The following is a 13,960-nucleotide window of genomic DNA, read 5'->3' as shown; positions in this document are numbered from 1 at the left end:
GTAAACCCGCTCCCACAAGGGCCGCACGCGCAGCAGGATGCGGTGTCAGTCAGCCGAACAGACTGGCCTCGACGTCGAATCCGGCATCACGCATCTGTGCCAGCTTGTAGCGCAAGGTGCGCGGGCTTATCCCCAGGCGTTCGGCCGCCTCTTTGCGGCGACCGCGCTCGGCGCGCAGGGTGTCGATGATCATCTGGTACTCATGACGACGCATGTCATCGCCCAGCCCGCCAGCCTCGACCACCACCTCAGGGGATGGCTCGATGCTAGCCGACAATGGAATGGCGCCTGCCAGACAAAAATCCGCCGCCTCGATCACCCCGCCCTGCTGCAGGATCAGCGCCCGTTGCAAAGCGTTGTCCAGTTCGCGCACGTTGCCCGGCCAGGCATACGTCTGCAGGCAGGCCCGGGCCTGGGGCGACAGGCGAACCGGGGCATGCTTCATCTTCGCCACATGACGCGCCAACAGGCGCTCGGCCAGTTGCAGGATGTCCCCTGGGCGTTCGCGCAGCGGGCGCCAGGCCAGAGGGAACACCGACAGGCGGTAGTACAGGTCTTCACGGAAACGCCCGGCAGCCACTTCGCCAGCCAGGTCACGGTTGGTGGTGGCCAGCACGCGGATATCCAGGCTGATCGGCTTGCGCCCGCCTACCCGCTCCACCTCGCGCTCCTGCAGCACGCGCAGCAGCTTGGCCTGCAAGGCCATTGGCATTTCCGAGATTTCATCTAGCAGCAGAGTGCCGCCTTCGGCCTGCTCGAACTTGCCGGCCTGGGCAGCAATGGCGCCGGTAAAGGCACCCTTCTCGTGGCCGAACAGGGTGGCCTCGAGCATGTTGTCGGGGATGGCCGCGCAGTTGATTGCCACGAAGGGCTGCGCCGCCCGCGGCGACTGCTGGTGAATGTAGCGCGCCAGCACTTCCTTGCCGGTGCCGGACTCGCCGGAAATCAGCACGGTCGAGTCACTGCGCGCCACGCGCGCGGCCAGCTCCAGCAGCTGACGACTGGCCGGCTCGCACGCCACCGGGCCTTCTTCTTCAACCACCCGCCCGGCGGCATGCCGCTCGACCAGGCTGAGCAACGCCTTGGGCTCGAACGGCTTGACCAGATAGTCGGCGGCCCCCTGGCGCATCGCCTCGACGGCACGCTCCACCGCGGCATGCGCGGTCATCAGCAACACGGGCAATTGCGGGTGCTGGCGGCGCAGCTGGGCCAGCAGTTGGTGCCCATCCATGCCAGGCATGTTCACATCACTGACCACCAGGCTGAAAGCCTCTTCCAGCACCGCCTCCAGCGCCTCCTCGGCACTGCCCACCGCCAGGTAGTCGAAACCGCCGATTTCCAGGGTATCGCCCAATGCCTGGCGCAATACGCGGTCGTCCTCGACCAGCAGTACCTTGATCGCCACTACATGCCCTCCGCCAGTTGCCCGTCGATCAACGGCAGTTCCACCCGCACGCAGGTGCCACGACCGACCTTCGAACGCAGGCCGATCTTGCCCTGGTGCGCGCGCACCACCGCCTTGACCACCGCCAGGCCCAGGCCAGTGCCAGTGGCCTTGGTGGTCAGGAACGGCTCACCCAGGCGGCCGAGCAGGTCTGCGTCGATGCCACTGCCGGCGTCGCTGATGCACAACTGCAGGCTACGCTCGCGGCGGAACAGGTGCACTTTCAGTCGCGCCGGGCCGTCGCTGGCTTGCAGCGCATTTTCGATCAGGTTGAGCAGGGCACCGACCAGGGTGTCGCGGTTGCACAGCAGTTCACCCAAGTGGCTGTCGCACTGCCAGCGCACCGCGTGCCCTTGCACATGCGCTTGAGCCGCTTGCTGCAAGGCCTGGAACAGGGCTTTTGGCGTGACCCGATCACCCAGCGGCAGCTCGCCACGGGCGAACACCAGCATGTCGCGCACCTGGTGTTCCAGTTCGTGCAGGCGCTCTTTCAGGGTACCGGCAAAGCGCTGGCGGGTTTCCGCACCCAGGTCTTGTTCAGGGTCAGCCAGGTGGCTGGCGTAGAGCATGGCCGCCGACAGTGGCGTGCGGATCTGGTGCGCCAGCGAGGCGACCATGCGCCCCAGCGACGACAGGCGCTCGTGGCGGGCCAACTGATCTTGCAGACGGCGGGTCTCGGTCAGGTCGTTGAGCAGCACCAACTGGCCGGGCTCGGCATCCAGCGAGCGGGTGGCAATGGACAGACGGCGACCGTCGCGCAGCGAGACTTCGTGACCATCATCCTTGCGCGGGGCAAAGCTGCGGGCGATCACCTGGCGCCACAGCTGGCCAACCAGCGGCTCGCCGAGCAATTCGCAGGCGGCCGGGTTGGCTTCGCGTACCAAGCCCTGGCCATCGATCACGATCACCCCGCCGGGCAGCAGGTCCAGCAGGTTCTGCAGGCGGTTGGCCAGGCGTTCCTTTTCGCCAAGTTCGTCGATGCGCTGGGCGCTGACCACTGCCAGCTCACCCTTGAGCTCGCTGACCCGGGCTTCGAGCAGGCTGTAGGACTGGCTCAGCTGGCTGGATACCTGATTGAACAGGGCGAAGGCCTGCTCGACACCCTGGCGACTTTCCTGCTCGACCGGGGTTCGCCCCTGCGGAACGGGGGCTCGGGATACGTGGGCGGCCTGGGGCATCTTGCTCTCTCGCGTGGCTGACCGTCATAAAAACGGTGTGGTGCCAGCGATGTAGCAATAGCCGTGCCGGAGATGGGGGATTTAACGCATGGCTTGAGATTTGTGGCGGGGCGCAAATCGAGCGCCGCCCGCGCGGCGCTCGATCTCACAGGCGCCATCAAGACCAAGCCGAACACCTCGGCCCGACCGTCAATCCTCCGCCTGTTCCTCGCCACCCTGACGGCTCATGCCGTACTTGCGCATCTTCTCGACCAGGGTGGTACGACGAATGCGCAAACGTTCAGCCGCGCGCGCAACGATACCGTTGGCATCGTCCAGCGCCTGCTGGATCAGGCCCTGCTCCAGGCTACCCAGGTAGTCCTTCAGGTCCAGGCCTTCAGGCGGCAGCATGGCGTGGCCGCTGAAATTCGGCGTATGGCCGTTGATCGCCACACGCTCTTCCAGGTCGCTGCGCAGGCTGTCGACCATCCGCTCGTCTTCGTCATCGACGTAACGGAATTTCTTCGGCAGCTCGGACACGCCAATCACCCCATAGGGGTGCATGATCGCCATACGCTCGACCAGGTTGGCCAGCTCGCGCACGTTGCCCGGCCAGCCATGGCGACACAGCGACATGATCGATGCCGAGTTGAAGCGGATGGAGCCGCGCTTCTCGTGCTCCATGCGCGAGATCAGCTCGTTCATCAGCAGCGGGATGTCTTCCACCCGCTCGCGCAGCGGCGCCATCTCGATGGGGAACACGTTGAGGCGGTAGTACAGGTCTTCGCGGAACGTACCCTCCTCGATCATGGTCTCGAGGTTCTTGTGGGTCGCGGCGATGATGCGCACATCGATGCTCTGGGTCTTGTTGCTACCCACGCGCTCGAAGGTACGCTCCTGCAGCACGCGCAGCAGCTTGACCTGCATCGGCAACGGCATGTCGCCGATTTCGTCGAGGAACAGGGTGCCGCCGTTGGCCAGCTCGAAACGCCCGGCACGGCTGGTGATCGCCCCGGTGAAGGCGCCCTTCTCGTGGCCGAACAGTTCGCTTTCCAGCAGTTCGGCCGGGATCGCGCCGCAGTTGACCGGCACGAATGGCGCTTCGCGGCGCTTGGAATGGTAGTGCAGGTTGCGCGCAACCACTTCCTTGCCGGTGCCGGACTCACCCAGGATCAGCACGCTGGCATCGGTATCGGCCACCTGCTGCATCATCTGCCGCACGTGCTGGATGGCACGACTGGTGCCAACCAGGCTGCGGAACAGGTTGGGTTCGCGCTGGCGCCCACGCTCGCGCGCCTGGTCGTACATCTCGCGATAGACCTGGGCACGGTGCAGCGAATCCAGCAGTTGGCTGTAGCTTGGCGGCATTTCCAAATTGGAAAGCACCCGGCGGCGAAGGTCTTCCGGGAACTCCGCAGAAGAAATTTCACCTAAAAGCAGAACTGGAAGGAACTCATCCCACCCTGCCACTGTCTTAACGAGCCCAAGGAGATTGCCCGGAGCGTTTACAGTGCCAATGAGCACGCACAGCACTTCGCGACTCGAAGACAACGGCTCGACCACTTGCTGCCAGTCCTGGCTGGAGCAAGCGAGGTTTTCTTCGCCGAGAAAGTTCAGCACCACCGCCAGGTCGCGGCGGCGTGCGCTGTCGTCGTCGATCAGCAGAATCTTGGTTTCACGCCACATGCAATAGCAACTTCCCTAGTCATATCGGCGCCCGAAGGCGTGCTCGACATCATTCCGACTGAATGGTCAGTGTTCGGACGTCTGAAATTCGAAAACAGCCACTAGTAAAGTCAAAAAGGCCCGCACAGTCAAATTTATGGCGCCTTTCATTCAGTTGTGCGCATCTTAACTGAACAGATGGTAAACCTTCGAAGCATTTTTCGCCTGATTGATCTGCATCATCTCTTCGGCAATAGCCTGGCGTTCACCGGTTGTCACATCGATCAGACTGCGGTAGACCTGCAGCACCCCTTCCAGCTTCTCGCGCAGCAACGCCTGGTCCATCGCATGGGTTTTCAGCACCTCGTCGATGCACGCACGGCAGGCCACATCCAGCTTGGCAATGGCATCCCAGTCACGCTCACCCAAGGCGCCGATCAGGGCATCGCAGGTGTCATCGAGGCGTTGCAGTGCGTTCACGGTATTCTCCTTGCCGTCAGCTGGCGGGCTGGGCGTCGGCGATCCCGTCCCAACCGCTTTTAACGGTAATCAGCAACTGGGCAACTTCATCGATGATGCCGGCATCGTTGTCGACGTTGGCCTGCATCAGGCGATTGGTCATGTACACATACAGGGCGTCGAGCTTCTCGACATACTCCGGGTTTTCGCTTTTTTCAGGCGACAAACCATCGCGCAGGCCGATGATGATATCGATCGCCTTGCCGAGCATCAGGCCCTTCTCCGCGATGTCGCCGCGCGCCATGGCGCCTTTGGCCTGGGCCATGCGATCGAGGCCGCCTTCCATCAGCATCTGCACCAGGCGATGGGGCGTGGCTTCGGAAATCTGGGCATGGGAATTGACCTTCTGGTACTGACGAAGGGCTCTCATGGGATTCATCTTGCGACCTCGTGACGAGCAGACTTAAAGGGGTGATATTCCCTGTATCGGGCAGGCGGTGCAAAACTTTACCGGCCGATGACATGAAGCCGGGCATCATGCCCGGACTTCATGCAATGTTCACGGATTAATCGTCGCTATTGGCTTTGTTCAGCGCGTTGAGGGTACTCAGCACCGAGTTCTGCTGCTGGCGCAGCTGGGTGACCAGGGTATCCATGTTGTTGTACTTGTCCTGCAAGCTCTTTTGCAGAGCTTCCATACGCGCATCCAGGGTGTCCTGTTCGGTCTTGAGCTTGGTCAGGCTCTCGCTCAGGGTCTTGGAGCGCTCGGCAAGGGTACCGGTGCTGGCCTTGGCAAACGGCTCGGTCACCTTCTGCAAACGCGCCAACAGGCCGTCCTTGCCATTGAAGATACTGGTCAGGTCGGCCGCATTGCTGGTAGCCGCCTTGTCCCACTTCTTGTCGTCCAGGCTCAGCAGGCCGCCGTCCTGGGACGAAGTAACGCCGAACGCGGCAAGGGACTTCAACGTGCCATTGCCGGATACGGCATTGAGCTCTTCACGAATGGACGTCATCAGTGCACGCATCGACGCATCACCCGTCAGCGCTGCTGCGGTCATGGAACCATCGGCGTTCTTGGTGACTTTGGTTTCCGTGTTGAGCACCGTCAGCAAAGCATTGTAGGTATCGATGAAGCCTTTGAGGCCGGACTTCAGCGCGGTGCTGCTGGTACTCAGCGAGAGCACGGTGGGCGTCAGCTCCCCGCTCGTGGCGTTTTTCGGAGACGTGCCGACCAGCTTGATGTTCAGGCCGCTGACCGCATCAGTGATGTCATTGGTCTTGGACTTCATGGCAATGCCATCAAGCGTGTACTCGGCATCGGTGGGCGGATCGATGACGGTGTAACCGGTATCGATGCCGGAATTTCCCGAAAGCGTGATATCGGAACCCACACCCATCTTGGTCGAGGTGATGATCAAACGCGAGCCCGAGGCATCCGTCAGCACGTTGGCACTCAGGCCCGCCACGCCGAACTGGCTGTTGATGCTGTCCCGCACCTGCTGCAGTGTCGCGCCCGGCGGAACGCTGAGGTCGTAATCCTTGCCACTCTGGCTGATCTTCAAGGTGGTCGGAGTGGAGCCGGAATTGACTACCGAGCCGGCGCCGCCGGCATAAACCTTGGTCGACACTTTCGAGGCAGTCGCAAGCTTGCTGACCACCAGCGAGAACGAACCGTTAGCCGCCCCCGTGCCCATGGTCACGGTCGCAACCTTCTCATCCGAGGATTTCAAGCTCAGACCACCGAAGCTATTGCTATCGGTCATGTTGGTCAAAGCGCCGCGGAAGGCATCCAGGGCCGACTGAATCTTGCCGATCGAGGACAACGTGGTGGTTGCCTTCAGCGTTTGGGTATTGATCTGCGCCTGCTTCGGCGCCTTCTGCGCGGCCACCAGGGATTCCACGATCGCCTGGGTATCGATGCCCGAGCCAATACCGCTGACTGTTGTACCTGCCATCATTGCTCTCCTTGTTCAGTAGCTGCCGGATCCTTGGCGAATGAATCCATCAAAAAATCGACAGCAACAAAAATCATGCCAGCCTATACCTGATCATCGAACAGCAGGCTGCCGGCTTCACTCAGGCTCTGGGCGAGCTTCAGTGCCGTTTCCGACGGAAGTTGTCGGATCACTTCTCCCGACTGGGTGGCAATCACCTTGACCACGACCCGACCGGTGGAATCATCAATGGAAAAATCCAGCTGACGCTGGCTCGACTGGACGAAATCCCGGATCTCGTCAACTGCCTTTTCCAGGTCTTCGCGCGAGTGTGGCTGTTTTTTTTCGGGGGCCGCAGCCTCCTGCACCTTGGCAGGCACCAGCGGGTCCCGATCAGCGACAGGCGCCGGGGGCAACGTAGAGGGATACACCTGACCCAGCTTGACACTCATGTCCATGTTTCGAACTCCTCATGTCAAAAAGGGTGAAAGGGCACGTAAACGCACCCTTTCACCCTTTACTCAGGCGCCTGAATTACTGGAGCAGTTTCAGGACCGAGGATGGCAGCTGGTTAGCCTGCGACAGGATTGCAGTCGAAGCCTGTTGCAGAGTCTGCTGCTTGGTCAGCTCGGCAGTTTCCGAAGCGAAGTCCACGTCCTGCACGGTGGAGCGGGCAGCGGTGGAGTTCTTCTGGATGTTCTGCAGGTTGTCGACGGTGGTTTGCAGACGGTTCTGGGTAGCACCCAGGCCCGAACGGACGCTGTCGATCGAACCGATGGCCTTGTCGATAACGGCCAGGGCGTTCTGGGCATTGGTGGCATCGGTAACGTCGGTTTGAGCGATAGTGGTCTTGGCCGACGAAACAGTGGCGCTACCGAACAGGGCGGTCACACCGGTACCAGCGTCGCTCAGCGAGTAGCCTTTAGCCGAGTCCAGGGAGATCTGGCCGTTGACTACGATGGCAGCAGCGCCCAGGGCCGCAGGTGCAGCGAAGTTGCCAGAGCCATCTTTGGCACCGACCAGGATATTGGTTTGGGCGTTGGCGTCAGCAGCAGAGAAGCTCAGGTTTTCGCCGGTGTCCGACTTGACGCTCAGGCTCTTGTTCACTTCATCATAGTTAACGCTGATACCCAGCTTGGCAGCGTTGGATTTCAACTGGTCGGCCAGGCTGGCCAGATCGGTTACACCAACGAAGTCGACAGTACCGCTGCTGCCGACAGCCAGCTTGAAGTTGGCAGGCGTCGCACCAGCAACATCGAGCTTGACTTCAGTGCTTGCACTTGCAGTCAAACCACCAATCGAACCATTCAGATCGGCTGCGATGGTCTTGGCCGAAGCACCTGCGGCGTAAGCAACAGTCTTGGTCTGGCCGTTACCAGTAACAGTGATGCTACCGGCAGCCAGGCCGGCCGCGCTTGGGGCGATCGCAGTGCTCTTGATCTGCTGAGAACCAATGTTGCTAGCGGCAACGTTGTCCAGCGACAGGTTGATGGTTTCGTTGGCGTTGGCGCCGACCTGGATGGCCTTGGTGCCGTACGAGCCGTCCAGCAGCTTCTGGCCACCGAAGGTGGTGGTGGTGGAAATACGGTTCAGTTCGGCAGTCAGAGCCTGGTATTCGTCGTTGTTCGACTTACGGTCGTCGGCGCTCAGCGAGCCAGTAGCCGAGGACAGGGCCAGGGTACGCATTTTCTGCAGGATGTCGGTCGAAGCCTGCATTGCACCTTCAGCGGTCTGGGCAATGGAGATACCGTCGTTGGCGTTCTTCACTGCCTGGCCCAGGCCGTTGATCTGGCTGGTCAGACGGTTGGCGATCTGCAGGCCGGCGGCGTCGTCTTTAGCGCTGTTGATGCGCAGACCCGAGGACAGACGCTGCATCGAAGTGGTCTGAGCGTTGCTAGCCTTGGTCAGGTTGCCCTGAGTAGTGATCGACGCAATGTTGGTGTTTACAGTTAAAGCCATGACGAAATCCTCGTTGGATGGGTACTGCGGCTTCCGGCCTTGGCAACCGCCGGATTGGCCTAGAGAACCTTCGTAATAGTTATCGTCGGGTGTGCGGGTTGCTTGAGGGCCTTTTTAAAAAAAAAATGCTGGCACGAGGCCAGCCCAGAGAAATCAAGGGCTTAAGGGCGGTTTATTGGCGTCAAAAACCGTGCGAGAGCAGGCTAAATACCATATCAGTAGCACCATCCCTCCCCTGTGGGAGCGGGCGCGCCCGCGAAGAAGGCAACTCGGTGGCTGGCACCGGCTTGGCCGGTATTCGCGGGCATGCCCGCTCCCACAGAAGCCGTGTAACGGCCACGATGTTCTTTCGAGCATTAAAAAAGCGCCAGGCGGTGGCCGCCGGGCGCTTTTTTTGGACTGCTGAGGGATCAGTCGCGGTACAGGATGGCCGAGCCCCACGACAGGCCCACGCCAAAGCCGCTGATCGCCACGCGCTTCCAGCTGCCGTCGAGCATGTGCTTCTGCAGCAGCAGCGGCACGCTGGAGGAAACGGTATTGCCGGTTTCCAGCATGTCTTTCACGAACTTCTCCGGGTGGTCCTCTTCGAAACGCCGGGCCACGGCATCGACAATCGCCGCACTGCCCTGGTGGATGCAGAAGGCGTCGATATCCGACGACTTCAGGCCACTGGCATCCAGCAGTTCGTGCAGGTGCGCCGGCACCTTGACCAGGGCAAAGTTGAACACCTGGCGGCCGTTCATGAAGAACTTGCCATCACTGACCTTGAGGTGCTCGGCGCCGGAACCGTCGGTGCCGAAGCGCGCCTGGCCCAGGTTCCATACCGCGTTTTCACCCATCCAGGTGGCCGTGGCCGCATCACCGAACAACATGGTGGTGTTGCGGTCTTCCGGGTCGACGATCTTCGAATACGGGTCGGCGGTGATCAGCAGGCCGTTCTTCAGCCCTGCCGCTTCCATGAAGCCCTTGATGGCGTACAAGCCGTACACGTAGCCGGAGCAGCCCAGCGACACGTCGAACGCCGCCACGCGGGTGGACAGGCCGAGTTTGCTCTGGACGATGGCGGCGGTGTGCGGCAGGCCTTCTTCGTCACCGTTCTGGGTGACCACGATCAGCGCATCGATCGATTGCGGGTCGAGGTCGGGGTTGCTGGCGAACAGCGCCTGGGCGGCTTCCACGCACAGGTCGGAGGTTTCCTGTTCAGCGGCCTTGCGCGGCAGGAACGACGCGCCGATCTTGCCGAACATGAACTCTTCGTCCTTGCCGAACTTCGCACCCTGGACATAGTTGTCCAGGCCAGCGGTGGGCACGTAACTCGCAATGCTTTTGATGCCAATCATTCTGGCTTCCCAATGAAAACAGCCAAAGACCACCACTCGATGAATTGAGGGCGCCAAATACCGGAACGTCACCGCTGGGGGTTGAAGGCAGTGCTCGCCTGCGCACCGGTAACAAAATGCTGCAACAGCTGCTGCATAGAATACAGGGAAGATGACCGTTTTGACTCATTGGTCACATTGAAATGCTACGAAAGCCGTGGCGAGGGTGTGCGGACTGGGCGTTTCGCAGGCAGGAAAAAGGCGGGGCCGCTTTGCGCCCCTTCGCGGGCACGCCCGCTCCCACAGGTTTGGCATGAGCTTGAGGCCCATGCAGTTCCTGTGGGAGCGGGCGCGCCCGCGAAGGGCTGCAAAGCAGCCCCATCTTTTTAAACCACCGATCAGAGCTTGTTGAACAGGCTCAGCTGAGAAATGCGCGAGAAGGCCAGTTGCGAGGCTTCGAGCATGGCCTGCTGCAAGGTCAGGGTGATGGCCGCCTGGGACATGTCGGTGTTGCCGATGGCGTTCTGGGTAGTCTTGTTGGCCAGGCCCAGGCTGGTGTTCTCCTGGCGCTGGATCTCCAGCGAGTTGCCACGGGCACCGATCGAACCGCGAGTGATGTCAATTTGCTCACGAGCGCTGGCCAGGTTAGCGATTGCCGAAGCCACCGAATCCTTCAACGCATTGGCCTGGCCAATACCGGTCACCGGCGTGTCCAGCGCCGCGCGCAGCTGACTGAGGGTTTCCAGCACGTTCTGGTTCTGGTGGGTGTTGGCCGTGACCGCAAACTGGTCACCCGCCTGCGGCGAACCGGAGACCTGGTAGGTCACACCGGCCACCGTCAACGCCGGCGCAGTGAAGGTGCCCGTGGCTACCGGCTTGCTATCGGCTGTCATCGGCTGGGCGTAGAACTCGTAGCTGCCCGGCCCGGTGAACTTGATCACCGCACCATTGCTGGGGAAGGTGCTGCGATAGGCGGCCTGGTCGGTTACGGTGCTGCTGGTGACCTGGGCGCTGGAAGTGTTTCCTGCGCTGCGGGTGGTGTTGAACGAATCCGGACGCGCCGCCAGGGAAAATTCACGCCCCGCCACGGCGGCATCGGCATCGGCGCCCTCCTCCAGGGTGACGGTGATTTCGAACTCCACGCCACGCAAGGCAATGCGGTTGGCACCTTCGGTCTTGCTGTCGAAGGTACCGTTGGTGGCGGTTTCAGCAGTGACGTCGTTGCCATTGGCGTCGGTAATCACGTACTGGGTCGCACTGGTGAAGGTCAGCTTGTACGGCTGGCCCGCAGTGAAGCTGTTGTTGTAGCTGCTGCTCGAGGTCATCAGGCCTGGCGATACCCCGACCACGCCATCGTCGGTGGCCGGCACCAGCAGGGTCGACTGGGTGCGGCTCTTGTTGCTGGCCGAGTCGAAGATGGTGAAGCCGGTGTCGTTGGTCGCCAGGTTCAGGGTGTCGGACACCTGCAGGCTCAACTGGGTCTGGTCACCGTGGTAGCTGTAGGTGCCGTCGGAGTTGCGCACATAGGGCGGCGAGGTGCTCTTGGAGCCGCCGAACATGTAGTCGCCATTGGCATCGCGCGAGTTGAGCAGGCCGAAAATGTTTGCCTCGATCTCTTTCAGCTCGGTGCTGATGGCCACGCGGTCGGAATCGGTAACCCCGGCACCACCGGCGCGGATTGCCAGCTCACTGGCACGCTGCATGGCATCGTTGATGGTGGAGAGCACGCTCTCCTCCTGCAGCAGGGCATTGCTCACCGTATTGATGTTGCTGCTGTACTGGTCCAGCAGCGACTGCTGCTGTTGCAGCAGCAACAGGCGCGCAGCGCCGACCGGGTCATCGGCCGCAGTCTGGATGCGGATACCCGACGTCACCTGATCGTTGGTCTTGTTCATGCTGGAGAAGTTCTTGGAGTAGCTGCTGGCGCTGGACTCATAGAACTGAGCGGTGGAAATACGCACGAGAGTCTACTCCTTACAAGGCATTGATCAGGGTGCTGAAGGTTTCTTGCGCCGCCTTGATGATCTGCGACGACGCTGTGTAGTAATGCTGGAACTTCACCAGGCTGGCCGCCTCGTCATCCAGGTTCACCCCGGACACCGCGCTGCGGCTTTCGCTGGCGGACTTGAGCACCGCCTGGGTCGCCGTGGTGTCGATGGTGGCCTGGTTGGCCTTGGCCCCCACGCGCTCGACCAGCGAGGCATAGGCCGAGGTGAAGCTGGTGCCGCCGCCAGAGCCGGTGTTCACCGTCGACTTGGTCTGCAGGCCCAGCAGCGCCGTGGCATTGCGGTTGTCGGCCTTGCCGTCGGCATTGAACGACAGGGTGAAGCTGTCGTTGGCCGCCGGGCTGCCACCGATGGTGGTCTCGACCGCGAAGGTGCGCGGGTTGCCACTGCCGTCGAGAATCGGGTTGCCAGCAGCATCGAGCATCGGCACAGCCACCGACAGTTTGTTGTCGGTACCTGGCACCACGCTGCCGGTGCCTATCTGGGTACCTTTGGCATCGTACAGCTTGTAGCCCTGGGAGCCGCCACTGGCGGCGTCGAACACCACGCGCACCGGCATCGAGTCGCGAATCGCCTGCTGCACCAGCGCGGTATCGGCACCGCCATAGATGTCCAGCGATTCGCCCAGCGTCGGCTGGGTGATGGTGCCGGTGCCGCTATTGCCACTGCCCGCCGTGGCACTGATCGGCCCGGCGAAAGCCAGCTTGTTGGCATCGGTGAGGGTGGTGGTGATGCTGCCGGCTGCCGCACGGGTGGGGATCACCTTGAAGCTGTCCCCTGCCGCCAGGCCACCGCCATTGAGCGACAGGCTGAAGCCGTCGATCACCGGCGCCGGGTCGGCGCTGAGGTCGAAGGTGCCCATGTCGGTGCCGTCGGAACGGCGCACGCTGTACTGGTTGGCGCTGGTGAACTTCACCTCGTAGTCGTAGGTGGTCAGCTTGCCACTGTCAGCAATGGTCACATCGAGGTTGCCAGAGCCGGAGCTGTTGTTCGACGAGGCCAGGCTGCGCTGGGCAATGGCGGTGGCACTGTTGATGCTGGAGAACAGCGAGCTGCCGAACTGCCCGTTGGCATCCAGGCCCTGGCCCAACTGGCTGTTGATGCTGTCGGCCACCACCAGGGCGACACGGCCGAGCTCGTTCATCGACGGCGTCAGCACATCCTGGCGATAGCGCAACAGGCCGCCGATGGTGCCACCGGTAATCACCGAGGTCACGTCGGAGCTGAACGACTCGTAGTTGATGCGCAGGCTGGCCTGGCTCTTGTCGGCAGCACCCGGCTGCACCGACAGGGTATTGGCCTTGTTGCCGGTGACCAGCGACTGGCCACTGCCCAGGTATACGTCGTAGTTGCCGTCACGCTCCTGCACCGTCACACCCACCAGCTCGTTGAGCTGACGCACGGCTTCGCTGCGCGCATCCAGCAGGCTGTTGGGGGTATTGCCGGTGCCACTGGCCGCGGCGATCTGCTTGTTGTACTCGGCGATGCTGCCGGTGAGCTTGTTGACTTGCCCCGCCAGCGTATCGAGCTGGGAGTTGATCACATCGTTCTGCTGGCTCAGCTGGGTGGACACCGCATTGAAGCGGTTGCTCAAGGTCTGCGCCTGGGTCAGCAGCAACTGCCGCGAGGCGACGTCACCGGGCTTGGCCGCTGCGGTCTGCAGGGCCGAGAAGAATGCGGTAAGGACCGAGCTGATACCGGTGTCACGGTCGGCCAGCAGCTTGTCGACGGTGGTGATCTGGTCCTGGAAGGCGACCGAGTCGGCCTGCAGCGAGGTGGCGGTCTGCAGCTGGTTGTCCAGGTAGGCACTGTAGATGCGGCGCACGTCCGACAGCGTGGTGCCGGTACCCAGGAAGCCCGCGCCGATGTTGTGCGAAGGGCCCGCTGCCTGAATCGTCTGCTGGCGCGAATAGCCACTGGTTGCGGCGTTGGCGATGTTGTTACTGGTTACCGACAATGCCGCCTGGCTGGCACTCAGGCCACTCAGGCCGATAGAAATCAGGCTCGACATGATTTA

Annotated in this window: 11 protein-coding genes; all 11 read right to left on the bottom strand. The window is 61.9% G+C overall.

All coding sequences use genetic code 11. The features are described 5' to 3' along the window. Positions 1-49 precede the first annotated feature (49 nt). The 11 genes from J5M71_RS03365 to flgK all read right to left on the bottom strand — a co-directional run bounded on the left by J5M71_RS03365 (position 50) and on the right by flgK (position 13,954). Complete coding sequence (locus J5M71_RS03365) at positions 50-1,405, bottom strand: sigma-54 dependent transcriptional regulator (protein ID WP_063912844.1); 1,356 nt, start codon at positions 1,403-1,405, stop codon at positions 50-52. After that, entirely contained in the window at positions 1,405-2,622 is a 1,218-nt protein-coding gene (locus J5M71_RS03360; RefSeq protein WP_207829744.1) for an ATP-binding protein, read from the bottom strand. Before J5M71_RS03360 ends, J5M71_RS03365 begins: the two co-directional genes overlap by 1 nt. A 189-nt stretch (positions 2,623-2,811) precedes the next feature. Next, entirely contained in the window at positions 2,812-4,287 is a 1,476-nt protein-coding gene (gene fleQ / locus J5M71_RS03355; RefSeq protein ID WP_207829742.1) for a transcriptional regulator FleQ, read from the bottom strand. A 165-nt stretch (positions 4,288-4,452) separates the two neighbouring features. Further along, positions 4,453-4,746 carry a flagellar protein FliT gene (locus tag J5M71_RS03350; protein ID WP_207829733.1) on the bottom strand — a complete coding sequence of 98 codons (294 nt, stop codon included), beginning with the start codon at positions 4,744-4,746 and terminating at the stop codon, positions 4,453-4,455. Positions 4,747-4,762: 16 nt separating this feature from the next. After that, positions 4,763-5,164, bottom strand: a complete 402-nt coding sequence (gene fliS / locus J5M71_RS03345; RefSeq protein ID WP_061304368.1) for a flagellar export chaperone FliS — start codon at positions 5,162-5,164, stop codon at positions 4,763-4,765. A 127-nt stretch (positions 5,165-5,291) separates the two neighbouring features. Beyond that, the gene (gene fliD, locus J5M71_RS03340; protein ID WP_207829731.1) at positions 5,292-6,680 is read right to left on the bottom strand and encodes a flagellar filament capping protein FliD; all 1,389 of its coding nucleotides are present in this window, start codon (positions 6,678-6,680) and stop codon (positions 5,292-5,294) included. 83 nt (positions 6,681-6,763) lie between these two features. Beyond that, complete coding sequence (locus tag J5M71_RS03335) at positions 6,764-7,117, bottom strand: flagellar protein FlaG (RefSeq protein WP_207829721.1); 354 nt, start codon at positions 7,115-7,117, stop codon at positions 6,764-6,766. A 76-nt stretch (positions 7,118-7,193) separates the two neighbouring features. Then, positions 7,194-8,618, bottom strand: a complete 1,425-nt coding sequence (locus J5M71_RS03330) for a flagellin (RefSeq protein WP_207829708.1) — start codon at positions 8,616-8,618, stop codon at positions 7,194-7,196. 410 nt (positions 8,619-9,028) lie between these two features. After that, a complete protein-coding gene (locus tag J5M71_RS03325; protein WP_025340093.1) occupies positions 9,029-9,958 on the bottom strand; it encodes a ketoacyl-ACP synthase III in 930 nt (309 codons plus the stop codon). 377 nt (positions 9,959-10,335) lie between these two features. Next, entirely contained in the window at positions 10,336-11,898 is a 1,563-nt protein-coding gene (locus J5M71_RS03320) for a flagellar hook-associated protein 3 (protein ID WP_207829705.1), read from the bottom strand. Between the two features lie 13 nt (positions 11,899-11,911). After that, positions 11,912-13,954 (bottom strand): flagellar hook-associated protein FlgK, encoded by a 2,043-nt coding sequence (gene flgK, locus J5M71_RS03315; RefSeq protein ID WP_207829691.1) that lies wholly within the window; start codon positions 13,952-13,954, stop codon positions 11,912-11,914. Positions 13,955-13,960 lie beyond the last annotated feature (6 nt).

It is taken from the genome of Pseudomonas sp. 43(2021), from assembly GCF_017490805.1.
Classification (GTDB): domain Bacteria; phylum Pseudomonadota; class Gammaproteobacteria; order Pseudomonadales; family Pseudomonadaceae; genus Aquipseudomonas.
Note: the sequence above shows the minus strand (reverse complement) of the source record. Positions and strands in the feature narration are given on the sequence as shown.